This window comes from Salmonella sp. 32100201201700099SM (assembly GCF_017572645.1).
GTDB classification, from domain to species: Bacteria; Pseudomonadota; Gammaproteobacteria; order Enterobacterales; family Enterobacteriaceae; genus Salmonella; species Salmonella enterica.
The window spans coordinates 33,090-55,286 of the sequence record NZ_JAGERQ010000013.1 but is presented as its reverse complement, the minus strand read 5'-3'; the positions used below and the strand labels follow the sequence as shown (position 1 = coordinate 55,286).

24 protein-coding genes, 1 pseudogene and 1 riboswitch are annotated in these 22,197 nt (G+C 56.1%); of the genes and pseudogenes, 21 read left to right on the top strand and 4 right to left on the bottom strand.

Going from position 1 to position 22,197, the window contains the following annotated elements; genetic code table 11:
* Nucleotides 1-5: 5 nt before the first annotated feature.
* The 4 genes and pseudogenes from cbiB to pduF all read right to left on the bottom strand — a co-directional run bounded on the left by cbiB (nt 6) and on the right by pduF (nt 4,861).
* A complete protein-coding gene (gene cbiB, locus J4685_RS19025; RefSeq protein WP_000153664.1) occupies nt 6-965 on the bottom strand; it encodes an adenosylcobinamide-phosphate synthase CbiB in 960 nt (319 codons plus the stop codon).
* Nucleotides 962-2,341, bottom strand: a complete 1,380-nt coding sequence (locus tag J4685_RS19020; protein WP_000741245.1) for a cobyrinate a,c-diamide synthase — start codon at nt 2,339-2,341, stop codon at nt 962-964. The genes cbiB and J4685_RS19020 overlap by 4 nt, the downstream gene beginning before the upstream one ends.
* Nucleotides 2,342-2,437: 96 nt before the next feature.
* Nucleotides 2,438-2,613: riboswitch (cobalamin riboswitch) on the bottom strand.
* Nucleotides 2,614-2,938: 325 nt separating this feature from the next.
* Nucleotides 2,939-3,886 (bottom strand): transcriptional regulator PocR, encoded by a 948-nt coding sequence (pocR, locus tag J4685_RS19015; protein ID WP_000333659.1) that lies wholly within the window; start codon nt 3,884-3,886, stop codon nt 2,939-2,941.
* Between the two features lie 173 nt (nt 3,887-4,059).
* Nucleotides 4,060-4,861 (bottom strand): annotated as a pseudogene (pduF, locus tag J4685_RS19010) (propanediol diffusion facilitator PduF).
* Between the two features lie 524 nt (nt 4,862-5,385).
* Between pduF and pduA the strand changes: the two are divergent.
* The 21 genes from pduA (at nt 5,386) to pduX (ending at nt 22,180) form a co-directional block, all read left to right on the top strand.
* Complete coding sequence (gene pduA / locus J4685_RS19005; protein WP_011233013.1) at nt 5,386-5,670, top strand: propanediol utilization microcompartment protein PduA; 285 nt, start codon at nt 5,386-5,388, stop codon at nt 5,668-5,670.
* Nucleotides 5,667-6,479, top strand: coding sequence for a propanediol utilization microcompartment protein PduB (gene pduB / locus J4685_RS19000; RefSeq protein WP_000097500.1), 813 nt, complete (start codon nt 5,667-5,669; stop codon nt 6,477-6,479). Before pduA ends, pduB begins: the two co-directional genes overlap by 4 nt.
* A gap of 18 nt (nt 6,480-6,497) precedes the next feature.
* Nucleotides 6,498-8,162 (top strand): propanediol dehydratase large subunit PduC, encoded by a 1,665-nt coding sequence (pduC, locus tag J4685_RS18995; RefSeq protein ID WP_001256896.1) that lies wholly within the window; start codon nt 6,498-6,500, stop codon nt 8,160-8,162.
* 10 nt (nt 8,163-8,172) lie between these two features.
* On the top strand, nt 8,173-8,847 hold the full coding sequence (gene pduD / locus J4685_RS18990; RefSeq protein ID WP_000405055.1) for a propanediol dehydratase medium subunit PduD: 675 nt from the start codon (nt 8,173-8,175) through the stop codon (nt 8,845-8,847).
* 14 nt (nt 8,848-8,861) lie between these two features.
* A complete protein-coding gene (pduE, locus tag J4685_RS18985; RefSeq protein WP_001017768.1) occupies nt 8,862-9,383 on the top strand; it encodes a propanediol dehydratase small subunit PduE in 522 nt (173 codons plus the stop codon).
* A gap of 206 nt (nt 9,384-9,589) precedes the next feature.
* Nucleotides 9,590-11,251: a diol dehydratase reactivase subunit alpha gene (locus J4685_RS18980; protein WP_001268881.1), complete on the top strand. Its 1,662-nt coding sequence runs from the start codon at nt 9,590-9,592 to the stop codon at nt 11,249-11,251.
* Nucleotides 11,241-11,591, top strand: a complete 351-nt coding sequence (gene pduH, locus J4685_RS18975) for a propanediol dehydratase reactivase beta subunit PduH (RefSeq protein ID WP_000377961.1) — start codon at nt 11,241-11,243, stop codon at nt 11,589-11,591. Before J4685_RS18980 ends, pduH begins: the two co-directional genes overlap by 11 nt.
* A gap of 18 nt (nt 11,592-11,609) precedes the next feature.
* Nucleotides 11,610-11,885, top strand: coding sequence for a propanediol utilization microcompartment protein PduJ (gene pduJ, locus J4685_RS18970; RefSeq protein WP_001057755.1), 276 nt, complete (start codon nt 11,610-11,612; stop codon nt 11,883-11,885).
* A gap of 3 nt (nt 11,886-11,888) precedes the next feature.
* The gene (gene pduK, locus J4685_RS18965; protein ID WP_001284392.1) at nt 11,889-12,371 is read left to right on the top strand and encodes a propanediol utilization microcompartment protein PduK; all 483 of its coding nucleotides are present in this window, start codon (nt 11,889-11,891) and stop codon (nt 12,369-12,371) included.
* Entirely contained in the window at nt 12,371-13,003 is a 633-nt protein-coding gene (locus J4685_RS18960) for a phosphate propanoyltransferase (protein WP_000356707.1), read from the top strand. The genes pduK and J4685_RS18960 overlap by 1 nt, the downstream gene beginning before the upstream one ends.
* Complete coding sequence (gene pduM / locus J4685_RS18955; RefSeq protein WP_001012967.1) at nt 13,000-13,491, top strand: propanediol utilization microcompartment protein PduM; 492 nt, start codon at nt 13,000-13,002, stop codon at nt 13,489-13,491. Before J4685_RS18960 ends, pduM begins: the two co-directional genes overlap by 4 nt.
* Before the next feature lie 3 nt (nt 13,492-13,494).
* A complete protein-coding gene (pduN, locus tag J4685_RS18950) occupies nt 13,495-13,770 on the top strand; it encodes a propanediol utilization microcompartment protein PduN (RefSeq protein WP_000549825.1) in 276 nt (91 codons plus the stop codon).
* Between the two features lie 9 nt (nt 13,771-13,779).
* Complete coding sequence (gene pduO, locus J4685_RS18945; RefSeq protein WP_001029485.1) at nt 13,780-14,790, top strand: two-domain cob(I)yrinic acid a,c-diamide adenosyltransferase PduO; 1,011 nt, start codon at nt 13,780-13,782, stop codon at nt 14,788-14,790.
* Nucleotides 14,787-16,181 (top strand): CoA-acylating propionaldehyde dehydrogenase PduP, encoded by a 1,395-nt coding sequence (gene pduP / locus J4685_RS18940; protein ID WP_001097673.1) that lies wholly within the window; start codon nt 14,787-14,789, stop codon nt 16,179-16,181. Before pduO ends, pduP begins: the two co-directional genes overlap by 4 nt.
* 11 nt (nt 16,182-16,192) lie before the next feature.
* On the top strand, nt 16,193-17,305 hold the full coding sequence (gene pduQ / locus J4685_RS18935; protein WP_001091451.1) for a 1-propanol dehydrogenase PduQ: 1,113 nt from the start codon (nt 16,193-16,195) through the stop codon (nt 17,303-17,305).
* Entirely contained in the window at nt 17,302-18,657 is a 1,356-nt protein-coding gene (gene pduS / locus J4685_RS18930) for a cobalamin reductase PduS (RefSeq protein WP_001271292.1), read from the top strand. Before pduQ ends, pduS begins: the two co-directional genes overlap by 4 nt.
* A gap of 2 nt (nt 18,658-18,659) precedes the next feature.
* Complete coding sequence (gene pduT, locus J4685_RS18925) at nt 18,660-19,214, top strand: propanediol utilization microcompartment protein PduT (protein WP_000075772.1); 555 nt, start codon at nt 18,660-18,662, stop codon at nt 19,212-19,214.
* A complete protein-coding gene (gene pduU, locus J4685_RS18920; RefSeq protein ID WP_000441103.1) occupies nt 19,214-19,564 on the top strand; it encodes a propanediol utilization microcompartment protein PduU in 351 nt (116 codons plus the stop codon). Before pduT ends, pduU begins: the two co-directional genes overlap by 1 nt.
* A 4-nt stretch (nt 19,565-19,568) precedes the next feature.
* Nucleotides 19,569-20,021: a propanediol utilization protein PduV gene (gene pduV / locus J4685_RS18915; protein WP_000826280.1), complete on the top strand. Its 453-nt coding sequence runs from the start codon at nt 19,569-19,571 to the stop codon at nt 20,019-20,021.
* Nucleotides 20,006-21,220 (top strand): propanediol utilization propionate kinase PduW, encoded by a 1,215-nt coding sequence (gene pduW, locus J4685_RS18910; protein WP_000120640.1) that lies wholly within the window; start codon nt 20,006-20,008, stop codon nt 21,218-21,220. Before pduV ends, pduW begins: the two co-directional genes overlap by 16 nt.
* 93 nt (nt 21,221-21,313) lie before the next feature.
* Entirely contained in the window at nt 21,314-22,180 is an 867-nt protein-coding gene (gene pduX / locus J4685_RS18905) for an L-threonine kinase PduX (RefSeq protein ID WP_031608751.1), read from the top strand.
* Nucleotides 22,181-22,197: the final 17 nt, after the last annotated feature.

Here is a 22,197-nt window from a genome sequence, read left to right as displayed (position 1 = left end):
CGTCCTCAGGCCACGCCAGATAACCCGCACCGCGCCGCAATAAACAGCGCCAGCGCCAGGGTTGAAGCGACCCACATCAATCGAATCGTTCGGGAAATATCGTCCACGGAAATACCGCGCTGCGCGTCGCCGATCCAGGGCTTGTCCACACGCTCGCCAAAGTAGTTATTTGGGCCACCGAGCTGGATTCCTAAGGCGCCAGCCACACACGCTTCCGACCAGGCGCAATTTGGGCTACTGTGGTTATAACGGTCACGCCAGCCAATACGCAGCGCCCGCCAATCACTCAGGCGACACAGTCCTGCCGCAATGCCCAGCAACAGCCAGCTCAGTCGGGCGGGCAAATAGTTCGCTACGTCGTCCATACGGGCGCTGACCATACCAATCGCCCGGTATTTTTCATGTTTGTAGCCCACCATTGAATCCAGGGTATTGACGGCTTTGTAGGCCATCGCCAGCGGCGCGCCGCCGAGAAAGAGGAAAAAGAGCGGCGCGATAATGCCGTCAACGGTGTTTTCTGCAACCGTTTCCACCACGGCGCGATTGATCTGCGCTGGCTGAAGTTGCGACGTATCGCGCCCGACGATCCAGGAGAGTTTTATTCGGCTTTCCGCAAGGTCGTTCTCCCGCAACGGTCGTTCAAACTCCTGCGCGGCGCGGGCCAGAGAGCGTCCGGCCAGCGTGGTAAAGATCATCCAGACTTCGACGCTCCAGCCAAACCAGGGGTGAATCCGCTGCGCCAGCGCCAGTACGCCCCATGCCACGCCCCAGGTCACCCCGACAACCACAACCCACATTACGCCGCCGCCAATCCGCAGCGCTTTATCGCCGGGACAATAGCGACGCACAATACGCTGCACAAACGTAATTAATCGGCCTATCCAGCGTACCGGATGGGGCCAGTGTTGAGGGTCGCCGATGATAAAATCCAGCACCCAGGCGATACACCAGGCAAGGATCGTCATAATACTCGCCTCGCCGCCGCCAGCCAGTGCTGCAACATTTCCGGACGCTGGGCGAAATGGACGTGCAGATAGCTGGCAAACGTGTTGCCTGTCTGCCAGCCGCCAGTCCATTCTTGTAACACGCGGCCATCGCGAACCTTACGACAGGCCATAACGGCGGGTGTTTCGGGGATAAAATCTGAGTAGTGAAATTCATGGCCGCGCACTATCTCGCCAGGCACCGCCAATAGCGTTGGCTGCATAGCCTGCGCCTCACAGTAACCAAAGCGGGTAAGTCGCTTACCCATTTTGCTGTGACCGGGGATAATATTCGCCATCTGATGAATTTCCCCGCCGCTATCCTCCAGAGTGCTCCCCAGATACATCAGACCGCCACACTCCGCGTAAATCGCCACGCCGCGCTGATGCGCCGCCCGCAAATGTTTTAACATCGCCGTATTTGCCGCCAGATCCGCGGCGTATAATTCAGGATATCCACCGCCCAGCCAGATCATCTGACAATCAGGCAATGCGCGGTCATGCAGTGGGCTAAAACGCACAATGTTAACGCCGGCACGCTCCAGCAAATCGATGTTATCGGGGTAATAAAAGTTAAAGGCCTCATCATCCGCCAGAGCAAGCGTCAGCCCTGCCCCCGCTGTGTTATCGGGGCGTTCAGGCCACATTCCCGCCGGAAGCGCTGATAACAGGCTCAGCGAGAGTAGCGCATCCACATCCACTGTTTGTTCCAGCGTGGCGGCAAAATCATGCCATGATTGCTGATTGACGAGGGATTCTCTGGCGGTAATCAACCCCAGGTGGCGTTCAGGTAATGCGACGCCGTCGCAAGGAGGGACATACCCCAGTACCGGCAGTGAGCAATAATGTTCAATGGCATTTTTGAGGAGCTGATAGTGGGCGTCGCTAGTGACGCGATTCACAATCACGCCCGCGAGGTTGAGGGCCGGGTCGAAGTGCTGAAATCCCATAACGATAGCCGCAAGCGACGTTGAAACAGCCTTGCCGTCCACCAGTAGGATGACCGGGCAACCAAGCTGTTTGGCCATCGCGGCTGTGCTGCAGTAATTGGGGTCGACGCCATAGCCGTCATACAGCCCCATGACGCCTTCAATGACAGCGATATCCGCCTGCCGCATTTGTTCGCAAAATAAGGCGTTGAGAACAGGAGGAGGAAGCATGAAACTGTCAAGATTACGGGACGCCACGCCACAGATAGCGGTATGCCAGCCGGTATCAAGGTAATCTGGCCCAACTTTAAACGGCTGTACGCGCAGCGCGCGTTTTTGCAGCAGCCTCAACAAACCAAGCGTCACCGTGGTTTTGCCGCAACCGCTTCCTGTGCCTGCAAGAATAAATGCGTGATGCCTTGCCGCCATTACCCTGATCCTGTTCAGGGTGGTAGGGGTATACAGGTACGCGCATGTTCAGTCTTTCGACTGTACGCGTCTTCGCAACCCACTTCCCACCGAAGTTGTTGGTTATCACCGACAGGCAGGTCTTCTGGCTTAGCGTCCTCCTCGCCCGTCCTTCCCAATCTTGCGATCAGTGGTCTTTACGGGGTCGTCAGCATCACAGCAGCGGGGGCTGCGGGGGATTTTCACCCCCTTCCCTACCACAAATGTGGCAAACCTGTTGGTTTACGTTATGGCTGTACGGCACACCCATAACGGCAATTAATAATGTGCTACGTTTTACATTTCTGTGAGCAATAGCCTGAGCGGTTGCTCATCTGACGTTAATCTACTCATCCTTACCGGTATATTGACGATAAAACGTATCGACAAAGCGTAATAAAACTTATCTTTCCTGACACTGTACTTCATCACAAAAATAAAAACTGGTGCAGTTTATGCCCTAAATTTTATTATTTTGTTGCGCTATGACAATTTATTGTTACACCAGATAAATTTTCTTTCTGAAATGATTAAGATACAAAACACTATCAAAAATCGGCAATAGCAAAATATTGCTATTTATATCGATGGAGGATGAGAATTCTCATTTATCTGCTGACGATAAGCCTGCGGCGTAACCTGATAGGTCTGGCGGAAGACTTTGCAAAAATAACTGGTTTGCGAAAAGCCTAAATTACACGCAATACTGGCAATACTCCAGTCACTATGGCAAAGCAATTCTCTGGCGCTAACCATTCTCTGGCGGTTCACCCACGCATTAAATCCGATTCCCTGATATTTCTTGAATAGCTTACTGAAGTAATAGGGGCTGAGATAGACATGTGAGGCGACATCCTCAAGACGAAGATCGTCGGACAAATGCGCATCAATATAGCGAAGCGCTTTTTTCATTTTACTGTCATGCGGAGTGGGACCACGAGTGGTTTTATTTGCCTCCGATTGCTGCGGATTGTCTTTGATAACCACGAAATTGAGCTGTTTTTTCAGGCAATTCTCAACTATCAGTTTAAGAAGATCGGCGGAAGCGATAACGCGTGAATAGTCCATCTCTGGCACATTCCGAAATTCATTCAAGAGCTCAGGGTCAGCCTGCCAGCGATCGTCGACATTAAGAATGTTTACCAGCTCCACGTCATTACTTAAACGAACCTGCCCGCATAAAACAAAGCCAACTAAATGCCCTGCGATTACCAGCGGAATAGAAAAATCCGTTAGACCGGCATGACAACGATAAATACAGGGTTGATCCGACTTCGATGCCTCCAGTCCCCCGCAGCGATCGCTCATACGACAACGTGTACTATGCTGGGGATGCTGCCGCATCAACTGACAAAACGGCGTGAAATTGAATAGCTCAGATATTTCATCACCATGAATATTGACAACCACAACCGCCAGACCGGTGGCTTGTGCAAAATCCTGTGCGATTTTATTAATGAGTTCTGAGCGCTCGCAGAAATCATGATAAAACCCCTCAGTTAATTTATTGTTATAAACAAAACACATTATTTACATTCACTTTTTATTAGCATTATCCTGGCCCTGATAAAAAGTACAATGACAATATCAAAAGTCTCCCATTGCTGGGAGACGTTTTGATCAGTTCGTGAACGCAGATCACGAAATTATCTCACCTGTTTTTACGATACATCATTGCTGTGAATCTGGTTCGCATTTTCTTACAGTTTACAGCGGTTACAAGGTAAATTCTTACCAATAAAATAGCGATATATGGCTGCTCCAGCACAGGCGCCGATAACAGGCGCGACAATCGGCACGATAAAATAAGAGATCTCTCGCCCACCGCTCATCGCCATGTTCCCTCCCCCCCCCCCCCGCTAACCATGTGAACAGTTTGGGACCAAAATCACGCGCCGGGTTCATTGCAAAACCGGTAAGGGGTCCAGTAGACGCGCCGATAACGGCAACCAGTATCCCAATAAGCAAAGGCGCAAGCGGCCCTTTAGGAATACCATTGCCATCATCCGTCAATGCCATGATCATGCCCATCAGGATCGACGTAATGACCACTTCCACCAACGCAGCCTGCCATACATTTAGCGCTGCGGCCGGATAGGTACTGAAAATGCTGGCTAATTGCAAACTTTCGACGCTACCGCGCACCATATGATGCGCAGTCTCAAATTCAGTAAAAAGGCTACTATAAAGCACATACGCCAGCAGAGCGCCGCCAAAAGCGCCGGCAAACTGGGCAATAATATAAGGCAATACTTTCTGTTTGGGGAAGCAGGCAAACAGCCACAGCGCAATCGTCACCGCAGGGTTAAGATGTCCGCCGGAGATTCCGGCAGTAAGGTAAACGGCCAGTGAAATTCCAAGCCCCCAAATAATGCAAATCTCCCATAATCCGAGGCTGGCACCTGCGACTTTGAGCGCGCTCAAACAACCGATACCAAAAAACAAAAAGAGTCCGGTGCCTAAAAATTCCGCACCACATTGCGCCTTTAGAGAATCATTCATGTGACACCTTCTGAGCAAAGTTCGTGTCCTGGCCAGCGCAAGTTTCGGCTGGCGGTAGAGTACAGCTAACCTCACTATAAAAAGTGCCGCCTGTAAATTGTTGGCAACCTGCGAACCTGTCTCCCGGAAAAATCGTGTTGCGATAGCAAAATTTTGCTTTTCCGATATTTTTAGCAGCCCATCATACGGGAGATTCGAGCTATAAAATACGCCTGTGAAAATAATAAAATATTGCACAAGCCAACTTATCAATTTCGAATAAGCATCACATTTTGCGTCTTTCGCCATATCAAATAAAAATACTCTCGTCACTAACAAAAATGTAAAAATGAAATAATAAAAACAAAATAATCATATAGACAATAATAAATTAAATGTAATTTATCAATAAGTTATAAAAGCAAAAGACAATTTAGTCATATTGCTTTCCCATTATTTTCTGATGCTCAACAGCAAGTCAGCCATTCTTTTTCCTCGCATCTTCTTATAGTCCCAACTATCGGAACACTCCATGCGAGGTCTTTATGCAACAAGAAGCACTAGGAATGGTAGAAACCAAAGGCTTAACCGCAACCATAGAGGCCGCTGATGCAATGGTTAAGTCAGCCAATGTGATGTTAGTGGGCTATGAAAAGATTGGCTCCGGGCTGGTAACCGTCATCGTGCGCGGCGATGTTGGCGCGGTCAAAGCGGCCACCGATGCAGGTGCCGCAGCCGCACGCAACGTGGGTGAAGTGAAAGCCGTACACGTCATCCCACGCCCTCACACCGATGTAGAAAAAATCTTACCGAAGGGAATTAGCCAATGAGCAGCAATGAGCTGGTGGAACAGATCATGGCGCAGGTGATTGCCCGTGTGGCAACGCCGGAACAACAGGCCATCCCTGGTCAACCCCAACCTATACGAGAGACGGCTATGGCAGAAAAAAGCTGCAGTTTAACGGAATTTGTCGGGACCGCCATTGGCGATACCCTTGGCCTGGTTATCGCCAACGTCGATACCGCCCTGCTGGACGCGATGAAACTTGAGAAGCGCTATCGTTCCATCGGCATTCTCGGCGCCCGCACCGGCGCAGGCCCGCACATTATGGCGGCGGACGAAGCGGTGAAAGCCACCAACACCGAAGTGGTCAGCATTGAGCTGCCGCGCGATACCAAAGGCGGCGCGGGCCACGGTTCGCTGATTATTTTAGGCGGTAACGACGTTTCCGACGTCAAGCGCGGTATCGAAGTCGCGCTGAAAGAGCTGGACCGCACCTTCGGCGATGTTTACGGCAACGAAGCCGGGCATATCGAGCTGCAGTACACCGCTCGCGCCAGCTACGCCCTGGAAAAAGCGTTCGGCGCGCCGATTGGCCGTGCCTGCGGCGTCATCGTCGGCGCTCCGGCTTCCGTTGGCGTACTGATGGCCGATACCGCCCTGAAGTCAGCCAACGTTGAAGTCGTGGCGTACAGCTCTCCGGCGCACGGCACCAGCTTTAGTAACGAAGCCATTCTGGTGATTTCCGGCGACTCCGGCGCGGTCCGTCAGGCGGTGACCTCCGCCCGCGAAATCGGCAAAACCGTCCTTGCGACCCTCGGTTCTGAACCGAAAAACGATCGCCCGTCCTACATCTGATACCCACGAGGCTGATTCATGAGATCGAAAAGATTTGAAGCACTGGCGAAACGCCCTGTGAATCAGGACGGCTTCGTTAAGGAGTGGATCGAAGAAGGCTTTATCGCGATGGAAAGCCCGAACGATCCAAAACCGTCGATTAAAATCGTTAACGGCGCGGTGACCGAGCTGGACGGAAAACCGGTTAGCGAATTCGACCTGATCGACCACTTTATCGCCCGCTACGGCATCAACCTGAACCGCGCCGAAGAAGTGATGGCGATGGATTCGGTCAAGCTGGCTAACATGCTCTGCGATCCGAACGTCAAGCGCAGCGAAATCGTTCCGCTGACCACCGCCATGACTCCGGCGAAAATTGTTGAAGTGGTTTCGCATATGAACGTGGTTGAGATGATGATGGCGATGCAGAAAATGCGCGCACGCCGCACGCCGTCTCAGCAGGCGCACGTCACCAACGTCAAGGATAACCCGGTGCAAATTGCCGCCGATGCCGCCGAAGGCGCATGGCGCGGGTTTGACGAACAAGAAACCACGGTTGCGGTAGCACGCTACGCGCCGTTCAACGCCATCGCGCTGTTGGTCGGCTCTCAGGTTGGTCGTCCGGGCGTACTGACGCAGTGCTCCCTGGAAGAAGCCACCGAGCTGAAGCTCGGCATGCTGGGCCACACCTGCTACGCCGAAACCATTTCCGTTTACGGCACCGAGCCGGTCTTCACCGACGGTGACGATACGCCATGGTCGAAAGGCTTCTTAGCCTCTTCCTACGCCTCTCGCGGCCTGAAAATGCGCTTCACCTCCGGCTCCGGATCCGAAGTGCAGATGGGCTACGCCGAAGGCAAATCCATGCTGTATCTGGAGGCGCGCTGCATCTATATCACCAAAGCGGCTGGCGTTCAGGGTCTGCAAAATGGCTCCGTAAGCTGTATCGGCGTACCGTCTGCCGTGCCGTCAGGCATTCGTGCCGTGCTGGCGGAAAACCTGATCTGCTCTTCGCTGGATCTGGAATGCGCCTCCAGTAACGACCAGACCTTCACCCACTCCGATATGCGTCGTACCGCGCGCCTGCTGATGCAGTTCCTGCCGGGTACCGACTTTATCTCCTCTGGTTATTCCGCGGTGCCGAACTACGACAACATGTTCGCCGGTTCCAACGAAGATGCGGAAGACTTTGACGACTACAACGTTATCCAGCGCGACCTGAAAGTGGACGGCGGTCTGCGCCCGGTTCGTGAAGAGGACGTTATCGCCATCCGTAACAAAGCCGCCCGCGCGCTGCAGGCCGTGTTTGCCGGAATGGGGCTGCCGCCGATTACCGATGAAGAAGTTGAAGCCGCGACCTATGCCCACGGTTCGAAAGATATGCCGGAGCGTAACATCGTCGAAGACATCAAGTTCGCCCAGGAAATCATCAATAAAAACCGCAACGGTCTGGAAGTCGTTAAAGCGCTGGCGCAGGGCGGGTTTACCGACGTGGCCCAGGACATGCTCAACATCCAGAAAGCCAAGCTAACCGGCGACTATTTGCACACCTCCGCCATTATCGTCGGCGACGGACAAGTGCTCTCTGCGGTTAATGACGTCAATGACTATGCCGGTCCAGCAACAGGTTATCGCCTGCAGGGAGAACGCTGGGAAGAGATTAAAAACATCCCTGGCGCTCTTGATCCCAACGAGATTGATTAAGGGGTGAGAAATGGAAATTAATGAAAAATTGCTGCGCCAGATAATTGAAGACGTGCTCCGCGATATGAAGGGCAGCGATAAACCCGTCTCGTTTAATACGCCTGCGGCATCCACAGCACCACAGACCGCTGCGCCTGCGGGCGACGGCTTTCTGACCGAAGTGGGCGAAGCACGCCAGGGCACTCAGCAGGACGAAGTCATTATCGCCGTCGGCCCGGCATTTGGCCTGGCACAGACTGTTAATATCGTCGGCTTACCGCATAAGAGCATCCTGCGCGAAGTCATTGCCGGTATTGAAGAAGAAGGTATCAGGGCGCGCGTGATTCGCTGCTTTAAATCTTCCGACGTGGCGTTCGTCGCCGTTGAAGGTAACCGCCTGAGCGGCTCCGGCATCTCCATCGGCATCCAGTCGAAAGGTACTACGGTTATCCACCAGCAGGGGCTACCGCCGCTCTCCAACCTGGAGCTGTTCCCGCAGGCGCCGCTGCTGACGCTGGAAACCTACCGTCAGATTGATAAAAACGCCGCCCGCTATGCGAAACGCGAATCACCGCAGCCGGTCCCTACGCTAAATGACCAGATGGCACGCCCGAAGTACCAGGCAAAGTCGGCCATTTTGCACATTAAAGAGACCAAGTACGTCGTGACGGGCAAAAACCCGCAGGAACTGCGCGTGGCGCTTTGATAAAGGATAACTCCATGAATATCGACGCAATTGAATCGATGGTCCGGGACGTATTGAGCCGCATGAACAGCCTGCAGGGCGATGCGCCAGCAGCGGCTCCTGCGGCAGGCGGCACGTCCCGCAGCGCAAAGGTCAGCGACTACCCGCTGGCGAACAAACACCCGGAATGGGTGAAAACCGCCACCAATAAAACGCTGGACGACTTTACGCTGGAAAACGTGCTGAGCAATAAAGTCACCGCTCAGGATATGCGTATTACCCCGGAAACCCTGCGCTTACAGGCGTCTATCGCCAAAGATGCGGGCCGCGACCGGCTGGCGATGAACTTCGAACGCGCCGCCGAACTGACCGCGGTACCGGACGATCGCATTCTTGAAATCTACAACGCCCTTCGTCCGTATCGTTCAACGAAAGAAGAGCTGCTCGCTATCGCCGACGATCTCGAAAACCGTTATCAGGCAAAGATTTGCGCAGCTTTCGTTCGTGAAGCGGCAGGGCTGTACGTTGAGCGTAAAAAACTCAAAGGCGACGATTAGCTTTCTCTAAGTAATTCGAGATGCATTGAGGCGGCAAGTGAGTGACAAATTCGTCTGGAACGAATTTGAACAGCCATAGGCTGGCTTTAGTGAGGGACAGGGATGTCCCTCATAACCCCGATGAGCTTACTGTAGTAAGTGATTCGGGTGAAAGAACGCAGCCAACAAAAAGGCAGTTTGAAGTACGACGAGAAAAAGGATATACGATGCGATATATAGCTGGCATTGACATCGGTAACTCATCAACGGAAGTCGCACTGGCGCGGCAAGATGAGACTGGCGCACTAACGATTACACACAGCGCGCTGGCGGAAACCACCGGGATCAAAGGCACGTTGCGTAACGTGTTCGGCATTCAGGAAGCGCTCGCCCTCGTCGCAAAGCGCGCGGGGATCAATGTCAGCGATATTTCGCTCATCCGCATTAACGAAGCCACGCCGGTGATTGGCGATGTGGCGATGGAAACCATTACCGAAACCATCATCACCGAATCGACAATGATCGGCCATAACCCAAAAACGCCGGGCGGAGCAGGCCTTGGTGTGGGTATCACGATTACGCCGGAGGAGCTGTTAACCCGCCCGGCGGACTCGTCCTATATTCTGGTGGTATCGTCAGCCTTTGATTTTGCTGATATCGCCAATGTTATCAACGCCTCAATGCGCGCCGGATACCAGATTACCGGCGTCATTTTGCAGCGCGACGATGGCGTACTGGTCAGCAACCGGCTGGAAAAATCGCTACCGATTGTCGATGAAGTTCTGTACATCGACCGCATTCCGCTGGGGATGCTGGCGGCGATTGAAGTCGCCGTGCCGGGAAAGGTTATCGAAACCCTCTCTAACCCTTACGGCATCGCCACCGTATTCAACCTCAACGCCGATGAGACGAAAAACATCGTCCCGATGGCGCGCGCGCTGATTGGCAACCGTTCCGCCGTGGTGGTTAAAACGCCATCCGGCGACGTCAAAGCGCGCGCAATACCCGCCGGTAACCTGGAGCTGCAGGCTCAGGGTCGTACCGTGCGCGTGGATGTTGCCGCCGGTGCCGAAGCTATCATGAAAGCGGTGGACGGCTACGGCAAGCTCGACAACGTCAACGGCGAGGCCGGGACCAATATCGGCGGCATGCTGGAGCATGTGCGCCAGACCATGGCCGAGCTAACCAATAAGCCGAGCAGCGAGATTTTCATTCAGGATCTTCTGGCCGTTGACACCTCGGTTCCGGTGAGCGTCACCGGCGGTCTGGCCGGGGAGTTCTCGCTGGAGCAGGCCGTCGGCATCGCCTCGATGGTGAAATCAGACCGTCTGCAGATGGCGATGATTGCCCGTGAAATTGAGCAGAAGCTTAATATCGACGTGCAGATCGGCGGCGCTGAGGCTGAAGCCGCCATTCTGGGCGCGCTGACCACGCCGGGTACCACCCGACCGCTGGCGAAGGTCGAAAGCCTGTTCCACTTATGCCACGAGGACGGCAGCGTCCAGTTCTTCCCGACGCCGCTGCCTCCCGCCGTGTTCGCCCGCGTCTGCGTGGTGAAACCGGACGAACTGGTGCCGCTTCCCGGCGACTTAGCGCTGGAAAAAGTGCGCGCCATTCGCCGCAGCGCTAAAGAACGCGTCTTTGTCACCAACGCCCTGCGCGCGCTGCGCCAGGTCAGTCCAACCGGCAACATTCGCGATATTCCGTTCGTGGTGCTGGTCGGCGGCTCGTCGCTGGATTTCGAAGTTCCTCAGTTGGTCACCGATGCGCTGGCGCACTACCGCCTGGTCGCCGGGCGAGGAAATATTCGCGGCAGCGAAGGCCCAAGAAACGCGGTGGCCACCGGCCTGATTCTCTCCTGGCACAAGGAGTTTGCGCATGGACAGTAATCACAGCGCCCCGGCTATCGTCATTACCGTTATCAACGACTGCGCCAGCCTCTGGCACGAAGTGCTGCTGGGCATTGAAGAGGAAGGCATCCCTTTCCTGCTTCAGCATCACCCGGCTGGAGATATCGTTGACAGCGCCTGGCAGGCGGCGCGCAGCTCGCCGCTGCTGGTCGGCATTGCCTGCGATCGACACTCGCTGGTCGTGCATTACAAGAATTTACCCGCATCGGCGCCGCTTTTTACGCTGATGCATCATCAGGACAGTCAGGCCCAACGCAACACCGGTAATAACGCGGCACGGCTGGTCAAAGGGATCCCCTTTCGGGATCTCCATGCTTAATCACAGGAGAACGGCAGTATGAATAACGCACTGGGACTGGTTGAAACAAAAGGGCTGGTCGGCGCCATTGAAGCCGCCGATGCAATGGTTAAATCCGCCAACGTACAGTTGGTGGGCTACGAAAAAATTGGTTCTGGCCTGGTGACCGTCATGGTTCGCGGCGATGTCGGCGCGGTTAAAGCAGCCGTAGATGCCGGCAGCGCAGCGGCAAGCGTCGTGGGTGAAGTGAAATCCTGCCACGTTATCCCGCGTCCGCACAGCGATGTTGAGGCCATTTTACCGAAATCAGCCTAATCGATGGCAAATAAGGAGCACCGCGTGAAGCAATCACTGGGATTACTTGAAGTTTGTGGTCTGGCACTGGCTATCAGCTGCGCCGATATCATGGCGAAATCCGCTTCTATCACGCTGCTCGCCCTCGAAAAGACCAATGGTTCAGGCTGGATGGTGATTAAAATTACCGGTGATGTGGCCTCCGTGCAGGCGGCCATCACCACCGGTGCGCAATTTGCCGAACAGCGGAATGGCCTGGTGGCCCACAAGGTTATCGCAAGGCCCGGAGAAGGGATCCTGCTCGCAGAGACTCCCCCACCCTCCGTCATTGAACCTGAGCCTGAAGAGTCAGAGATAGCTGATGTCGTTTCTGAAGCGCCAGCAGAAGAGGCCCCGCAGGAATCAGAACTGGTCAGCTGCAATCTGTGTCTGGATCCAAAATGTCCGCGCCAGAAGGGCGAACCTCGTACGCTTTGCATTCATTCCGGCAAGCGAGGTGAAGCGTAATGGATAAAGAGCTTCTGCAATCAACGGTCCGTAAAGTTCTCGACGAGATGCGCCAGCGGCCTATTCCGCTGGGCGTCTCAAACCGTCATATCCACCTGTCCGCGCAGGATTATGAGCGGCTGTTTCCCGACCATCCCATCAGTGAAAAAAAAGCGCTACTGCAGCCGGGACAATATGCTGCGGAGCAAACCGTCACCCTGGTGAGACCGAAAGGGCAGCTCAAAAATGTGCGCCTGCTCGGCCCGCTGCGCTCGGTAAGCCAGGTGGAAATTTCGCGTACCGATGCCAGAACGCTGGGGATTGCCGCGCCGCTGAGAATGTCCGGCAACCTGAAGGGCACACCGGGCATCCGCCTGGTCAGCCCCTTTGGCGAACTGGAGCTACCTTCCGGGGTTATCGTCGCGCAGCGGCATATTCATATGTCGCCGCTTGATGCGCTGATCCTGCGGGTTTCCCACGGCGATATGGTTTCAGTGGCGATTGAAGGCGACGATCGCGGGCTGATTTTCAACAACGTGGCGATTCGCGTTTCACCGGACATGCGCCTCGAAATGCACATTGATACCGATGAAGCCAACGCCGCTGGTGCCGATAACCCGCAGGCCTTTGCCCGGCTGGTAGGCCCGCGATGAACGGCGAAACCCTGCAGCGCATTGTCGAGGAGATTGTCTCCCGGCTGCAGCGCCGTGCCCAGAGCACGGCGACGCTGAGCGTTACGCAACTTCGCGATGCCGACTGTCCAGCGCTGTTCTGTCAGCACGCGTCGCTGCGCATCCTGCTCGTCGACCTGCCGCTGCTGGGTCAGCTTGCGGATGCGGAAACCGACGATGCCGCAGCCCGGAAAATTCACGACGCGCTGGCTTTCGGCATCCGCGTTCAGCTCAGCCTGCACAGCCAGCTGCTGCCGGTTATCCCGGTAAAAAAACTGGCTCGTCTGCCGCTGGTATTCACCGATGAGCGCGGACTGCCGCTGATCCTGCATGCGGGTTCGGTGCTGAGCTATCGCGATGTCGCGCTGCTAAGCCGGGGGCGTATGGTTGTCCACCGCAAATGCATCGTGACCGCCATGGCGCGTGACGCGGCCAATGCGCGGAATATTCAATTAATTAAGCAGGAGTAAATCATGCATCTGGCACGAGTCACGGGCGCGGTTGTCTCCACGCAAAAATCACCTTCTTTGATTGGGAAAAAGCTGCTGCTGGTGCGTCGGGTCAGCGCCGATGGCGAACTCCCCGCCTCGCCGACCTCCGGCGATGAAGTGGCCGTGGACTCCGTCGGCGCGGGCGTCGGCGAACTGGTTTTGCTCAGCGGCGGCTCCAGCGCCAGGCACGTTTTTTCCGGGCCAAATGAGGCCATCGACCTCGCCGTTGTCGGCATTGTAGATACGCTTTCGCGTTAAGGGGCGGTTATGGCGATTTATACCCGAACAGGTGACGCAGGCACCACATCACTGTTTACCGGCCAGCGGGTGAGCAAAACCCACCCGCGGGTTGAAGCCTACGGCACGCTGGATGAGCTGAATGCCGCGCTGAGCCTGTGCGCCTGCGCCGCTGCGGATGAAAACCACCGCACCTTACTTGAAGCCATCCAGCAGCAACTTTTTTGGTTTAGCGCAGAGCTGGCCAGCGACAGCGAGCAGCCGTCGCCCAAACAGCGCTACATCAGCAGCGAAGAGATTTCGGCCCTGGAGGCCGCTATCGATCGGGCAATGGCCCGCGTCGAACCGCTGCACAGCTTTATTTTACCCGGCCGCTGCGAAGCCGCGAGCCGCTTACATTTTGCCCGCACGCTGGCGCGCCGCGCCGAACGCCGTCTGGTTGAACTGGCAACTGAAGTCAACGTACGCCAGGTGCTGATGCGCTACATCAACCGCTTATCGGACTGCCTGTACGCCCTGGCCCGCGCGGAAGATAGCGATGCGCACCAGGCCAACATCATCCGTGAAGTTAGCAAGCGCTATCTGGCTGCCAGCCAGCCGACCCGCAGCAAGGAGACAACGCCCGTGGCCCTCTCATTCCACGATCTGCACCAGCTCACCCGCGCCGCCGTTGAACGCGCGCAGCAACTGCAGGTTCCGGTAGTCGTCAGCATCGTTGACGCGCACGGTACGGAAACTGTGACCTGGCGGATGCCGGACGCCCTGCTGGTCAGCAGCGAACTGGCGCCGAAAAAGGCCTGGACCGCTGTTGCTATGAAAACGGCGACCCATGAGCTGAGCGATGTCGTTCAGCCAGGCGCGGCGCTTTATGGACTGGAAAGTCATTTACAGGGAAAAGTGGTCACCTTTGGCGGCGGTTACGCCCTATGGCGCGACGGCATATTAATTGGGGGTATTGGCATCAGCGGCGGCAGCGTTGAGCAGGACATGGACATAGCACAGACCGCCATCGCGGCTATTAACGTGGGAACACATCAATGAATACTTCTGAACTCGAAACCCTGATTCGCACCATTCTTAGCGAGCAATTAACCACGCCAGCGCAAACGCCGGCCCAGCCTCAGGGCAAAGGGATTTTCCAGTCCGTGAGCGAGGCCATCGATGCCGCGCACCAGGCGTTCTTACGTTATCAGCAGTGCCCGCTAAAAACCCGCAGCGCCATTATCAGCGCGATGCGTCAGGAGCTGACGCCGCTGCTGGCGACCCTGGCGGAAGAGAGCGCCAATGAAACGGGGATGGGCAACAAAGAAGATAAATTTCTCAAAAACAAGGCTGCGCTGGACAACACGCCGGGCGTAGAAGATCTCACCACCACCGCGCTGACCGGCGACGGCGGCATGGTGCTGTTTGAATACTCACCGTTTGGCGTCATCGGTTCGGTCGCCCCAAGCACCAACCCGACGGAAACCATCATCAACAACAGCATCAGCATGTTGGCGGCGGGCAACAGTATCTACTTTAGCCCGCATCCGGGAGCGAAAAAGGTCTCTCTGAAGCTGATTAGCCTGATTGAAGAGATTGCCTTCCGCTGCTGCGGCATCCGCAATCTGGTGGTGACTGTAGCTGAACCCACTTTCGAAGCGACCCAGCAGATGATGGCCCACCCGCGAATCGCAGTACTGGCTATTACCGGCGGCCCCGGCATTGTGGCAATGGGCATGAAGAGCGGTAAGAAGGTGATTGGCGCTGGCGCTGGCAATCCGCCCTGCATCGTTGATGAAACAGCGGACCTGGTGAAAGCGGCGGAAGATATCATCAACGGCGCGTCATTCGATTACAACCTGCCCTGCATTGCCGAGAAGAGCCTGATCGTAGTGGAGAGCGTCGCCGAACGTCTGGTGCAGCAAATGCAAACCTTCGGCGCGCTGCTGCTAAGCCCTGCCGATACCGACAAACTCCGCGCCGTCTGCCTGCCTGAAGGCCAGGCGAATAAAAAACTGGTCGGCAAGAGCCCATCGGCCATGCTGGAAGCCGCCGGGATCGCTGTCCCTGCAAAAGCGCCGCGTCTGCTGATTGCGATGGTTAACGCTGACGATCCGTGGGTCACCAGCGAACAGTTGATGCCGATGCTGCCGGTGGTAAAAGTTAACGATTTCGATAGCGCGCTGGCGCTGGCCCTGAAGGTTGAAGAGGGGCTGCATCACACCGCCATTATGCACTCGCAGAACGTGTCGCGCCTGAACCTCGCGGCCCGCACCCTGCAAACCTCGATATTCGTCAAAAACGGCCCCTCTTATGCCGGGATCGGCGTCGGCGGCGAAGGCTTTACCACCTTTACTATTGCCACACCAACCGGTGAAGGGACCACGTCAGCGCGTACTTTTGCCCGCTCCCGGCGCTGCGTGCTGACCAACGGCTTTTCTATTCGCTAACCGAGGTCGCGATGAATACCTTCTCACTACAAACGCGGTTGTACAGCGGTCAGGGCAGCCTGGCGGTGCTCAAGCGCTTTACCAATAAGCACATCTGGATAATCTGCGATGGCTTTCTGGCGCGCTCTCCGCTGCTGGATACCCTGCGTAACGCGCTGCCCGCAGATAACCGCATCAGCGTCTTTAGCGAGATAACGCCGGACCCCACCATCCATACCGTGGTGCAGGGCATTGCGCAAATGCAGGCCCTGCAGCCGCAGGTGGTAATTGGTTTTGGCGGCGGCTCGGCAATGGACGCGGCGAAAGCGATTGTCTGGTTTAGCCAGCAAAGCGGCATCAATATCGAAACCTGCGTGGCGATCCCGACCACCAGCGGCACCGGCTCGGAAGTGACCAGCGCCTGCGTGATTAGCGACCCGGATAAAGGCATTAAGTACCCGCTGTTCAACAATGCGCTGTATCCGGATATGGCGATCCTCGACCCGGAGCTGGTGGTCAGCGTACCGCCGCAGATTACCGCCAACACCGGTATGGACGTGCTGACCCATGCGCTGGAAGCGTGGGTCTCTCCGCACGCCAGCGACTTTATCGACGCGCTAGCGGAAAAAGCCGCCAAACTGGTGTTCCAGTATCTGCCCACGGCGGTGGAAAAAGGCGACTGTGTGGCGACGCGCGGGAAAATGCACAACGCTTCGACTCTCGCCGGGATGGCCTTCAGCCAGGCGGGGCTGGGGCTTAACCACGCGATAGCCCACCAGCTTGGCGGACAGTTTCATCTTCCGCATGGGCTGGCCAATGCGCTGCTGCTCACGACGGTGATCCGTTTTAACGCGGGTGACCCGCGCGCCGCCAAACGCTACGCGCGGATGGCCAAAGCCTGCGTTTTTTGCCCGGCAGAAGCCAATGACGTTGCGGCGATCAATGCGCTGATTCAGCAAATCGAACTGCTTAAGCAACGCTGCGCCCTTCCCTCACTGGCCGTTGCGCTTAAAGAAGGAAGATCCGACTTTTCCGCACGTATTCCGGCGATGGTGCAGGCCGCGCTGGCGGATGTCACGTTGCGCACCAACCCGCGCCCGGCCAGCGCCGAGGAAATTCGCGAGCTGCTGGAGGAACTGCTATGAGCGCCGCCATCAATAGCGTTGAAATGTCCCATAGCGCCGATGAAATTCGCGAGCGCGTCCGCGCAGCGGGCGTTGTCGGCGCGGGCGGCGCGGGTTTTCCCGCTCACGTCAAACTACAGGCGCAGGTAGAGATTTTTCTGGTGAACGCTGCCGAGTGTGAACCGATGCTCAAAGTTGACCAGCAACTGATGTGGCAGCAGGCCGCGCGTCTTGTTCGCGGCGTACTGTACGCCATGACGGCGACCGGCGCGCGCGAAGGGGTGATTGCCCCGAAAGAAAAATACCGCCGGGCCATCGACGCCCTCACCCCACTACTGCCAGCCGGTATCCGCCTGCATATCCTGCCGGATGTATATCCCGCAGGCGATGAGGTGCTGACTATCTGGATGGCAACAGGTCGTCGGGTCGCCCCTGCCGCGCTACCGGCCAGCGTCGGCGTAGTCGTCAATAACGTGCAAACGGTGCTGAATATTGCCCGGGCGGTCGAGCAGCAGTTTCCGGTCACTCGTCGCACGTTGACCGTGAACGGCGCGGTCGCCAGACCGTTGACCGTTACCGTTCCTGTCGGCATGTCACTGCATGAAGTGCTGGCGCTGGCGGGCGGCGCGACGGTCGACAACCCCGGTTTTATTAACGACGGCCCGATGATGGGTGGCCTGATTACCTCTCTTGATAACCCGGTGACGAAAACTACCGGCGGCCTGCTGGTGCTCCCAAAAAGCCATCCGCTTATCCAGCGCAGGATGCAGGACGAGCGCACAGTGCTTTCCGTCGCGCGCACCGTCTGCGAACAGTGCCGACTCTGTACCGATCTCTGCCCACGACATCTGATCGGCCACGAACTCTCTCCGCACCTGCTGGTGCGGGCGGTGAACTTTCATCAGGCTGCCACGCCGCAACTGCTGCTGAGCGCCCTTACCTGCTCGGAATGCAACGTTTGCGAAAGCGTGGCCTGCCCGGTCGGGATCTCGCCGATGCGCATCAACCGCATGTTAAAACGCGAGCTGCGGGCGCAAAACCAGCGCTACGAAGGGCCGCTGAATCCGGCCGACGAAATGGCGAAATATCGCCTCGTGCCAGTGAAGCGGCTGATCGCCAAACTGGGGCTTAGCCCCTGGTATCAGGAAGCACCGTTGGTTGAAGAAGAGCCGTCAGTAGAAAAAGTCACTTTGCAGCTGCGCCAGCATATTGGTGCCAGCGCAGTACCGACTGTTGCCGTCGGCGAGCGCGTGACTCGCGGGCAATGCGTTGCCGATGTCCCGCCTGGCGCGCTCGGCGCATCCATTCACGCCAGCATCGACGGCATTGTTTCGGCCATCAGCGAACAGGCCATCACTGTTGTAAGAGGTTAACCATGTCTCAGGCTATAGGAATTTTAGAACTCACCAGCATCGCCAAAGGCATGGAGCTTGGTGATGCCATGCTGAAAAGCGCCAACGTCGATCTACTGGTCAGCAAGACCATCTGCCCAGGTAAGTTTTTACTGATGCTGGGCGGCGATATCGGCGCTATCCAGCAGGCCATTGAAACCGGTACGTCGCAGGCCGGCGAGATGCTCGTCGACAGCCTGGTGCTGGCGAATATTCATCCCAGCGTACTTCCGGCCATCAGCGGCCTGAACAGCGTCGATAAGCGTCAGGCGGTCGGCATCGTCGAAACCTGGAGCGTGGCGGCCTGCATTAGCGCCGCAGACCGGGCGGTGAAAGGCTCAAACGTCACCCTGGTGCGGGTGCATATGGCCTTCGGCATCGGCGGTAAATGCTACATGGTGGTGGCGGGCGACGTTTCTGACGTCAATAACGCCGTGACAGTCGCCAGCGAAAGCGCGGGCGAAAAAGGGCTGCTGGTTTACCGTTCGGTGATCCCACGCCCGCATGAAGCCATGTGGCGACAGATGGTGGAGGGATAATGGAAAGACAACCGACAACGGATCGCATGATTCAGGAATACGTGCCGGGGAAACAGGTTACCCTCGCGCACCTGATTGCTAATCCGGGGAAAGATTTATTTAAGAAGCTGGGCCTGCAGGATGCGGTTTCCGCCATTGGCATCCTCACCATCACGCCCAGCGAAGCGTCGATTATCGCCTGCGATATTGCTACAAAATCCGGCGCGGTGGAGATTGGTTTTCTTGACCGCTTTACCGGTGCTGTGGTGCTGACCGGCGATGTTTCCGCCGTGGAATATGCCCTTAAGCAGGTGACGCGCACCCTGGGCGAAATGATGCAGTTCACCACCTGTTCGATCACCCGGACGTAACGTCATGAAGCGTCTGATGTTTATCGGCCCCAGCCAGTGCGGGAAAACTTCGCTGACCCAAAGCCTGCGTGGCGAAGCGCTCCATTACAAGAAAACCCAGGCCATTGAATGGTCGCCGATGGCTATCGACACGCCGGGCGAATACCTGGAGAACCGCTGCCTGTACAGCGCCCTGCTGACCAGCGCCTGCGAGGCCGACGTTATCGCCCTGGTGTTAAATGCCGACGCTCAGTGGTCGCCGTTTTCTCCGGGTTTTACCGTCCCGATGAACCGCCCGACGATTGGCCTTGTCACCAAAGCCGATCTCGCCGACCCGCAGCGTATTTCGCTGGTCGCACAATGGCTTACGCAGGCTGGCGCCCGGCAGATTTTTATTACCAGCGCGTTGAATAATTCGGGTCTCGACGCCGTGCTGGATTTTCTGAATTCGAAGGAACCTTTATGTCTTACAAAATAATGGCCATTAACGCCGGCAGCTCATCGTTAAAGTTCCAGCTGCTGGAGATGCCGCAGGGCGACATGCTCTGCCAGGGGCTGATTGAGCGTATCGGTATGGCGGATGCGCAGGTGACAATTAAGACGCACAACCAAAAATGGCAGGAAACCGTCCCCGTTGCCGATCATCGCGATGCGGTAACGCTGCTTCTGGAAAAGCTGCTGGGTTATCAAATCATTAACAGTCTGCGGGACATTGACGGGGTGGGTCATCGTGTGGCGCACGGCGGTGAGTTTTTTAAAGACTCGACGCTGGTCACGGATGAAACGTTAGCGCAAATCGAACGTCTTGCTGAACTGGCCCCGCTTCACAACCCGGTAAACGCGTTGGGTATTCACGTTTTTCGTCAACTGTTGCCTGATGCCCCTTCTGTAGCCGTGTTTGATACGGCATTTCACCAGACGCTGGATGAACCCGCCTATATTTACCCGCTTCCCTGGCATTATTACGCTGAACTGGGGATTCGCCGTTATGGCTTTCATGGCACCAGCCATAAGTATGTCAGCGGCGTTCTGGCTGAAAAGCTGGGCGTACCACTCAGCGCATTACGGGTGATTTGTTGTCATCTTGGAAACGGTAGCAGCGTCTGCGCCATCAAGAACGGACGTTCGGTCAATACGTCGATGGGCTTTACGCCGCAGTCAGGCGTGATGATGGGCACCCGTAGCGGAGATATTGATCCCTCTATTCTGCCGTGGATAGCCCAGCGCGAAAGCAAAACGCCGCAACAGTTGAATCAGTTATTAAATAATGAGTCAGGCTTGCTGGGCGTTTCTGGCGTGTCGTCTGATTACCGCGATGTCGAACAGGCAGCCAATACCGGTAACCGGCAGGCTAAACTCGCTCTCACGCTGTTTGCCGAACGCATTCGCGCCACCATTGGCAGCTATATTATGCAAATGGGAGGACTGGACGCTCTGGTATTCACTGGGGGAATTGGCGAGAACTCAGCGCGCGCCAGATCGGCGGTTTGCCATAATTTGCAATTTTTAGGCTTAGCCGTTGATGAAGAGAAAAATCAGCGTAATGCGACATTTATCCAGACGGAGAACGCCCTGGTGAAAGTCGCCGTCATCAACACCAACGAAGAGTTAATGATCGCACAAGACGTTATGCGCATTGCGCTACCGGCCACGGAAGGGCTTTGTGTACCAGCCTGAGAGGGTTATACGACGCATTGCGGCAAGTCATGGTAATAACGCTTTTACCATGATACTATGCGCGCACACTATTCGTACCTGAAAGGTGATAACGTGGCTGTTGCGCAATGCCCCGCCTCATGCGGGGAACTTATCCAGGGATGGATTCTGGGCAGTGAGAAACTGGTCTCCTGCCCCGTTGACTGGTACAGCACCGTAGCAGTCACGGCTGCGCCGCCGTTGGTAAACGAGCGTCCATTGTCGCGGGCGATGGTGGAGCGAGTTCTGGCGCACTGGCAGTATCCTGCGCACTGGAGTAACGAGATTCGCGTCGATGTGCGTTCGTCAATTCCCGTTGCCAAAGGCATGGCCAGCAGCACCGCAGATATTGCCGCTACGGCGGTGGCAACGGCGCATCATCTTGGCCATTCGCTGGATGAAACCACCATTGCACAGCTTTGCGTCTCAATCGAACCCACTGATAGCACCGTTTTTCATCAGTTAACGCTGTTTGATCATAATAATGCGGCCACGCAAATCGCCTGCGAGCCACCGCCGCCAATCGATTTGCTGGTACTGGAAAGCCCGGTCACACTGCGCACGCAAGATTACCACCGTCTCCCTCGCCAGCAGAAATTAATAGCAAGTTCACCAACCTTGCAGCAGGCCTGGAATCTGGTGCAGGAAGCCTGTATAACGCAAAATCCGCTCCGACTGGGTGAGGCGGCTACGCTTAGCGCTATCGCCAGCCAGACGCTGTTACCTAAGCCGGGCTTTACCGCCCTGCTATCGCTGGTCGAAGAGTGTGATTTATACGGATTGAACGTGGCGCATAGCGGTAGCGTGGTGGGTCTGATGCTGGACCGGAAACGTCATGATATTGCGCGTCTGAAAGATAAGCTGGCAGAGAAAAAACTTACCCGACACTGGCCAAAACAACATTTACTCAAGATGGTCACTGGCGGGGTCAAACTGCAGTGAGAGCCTGATATACGCTC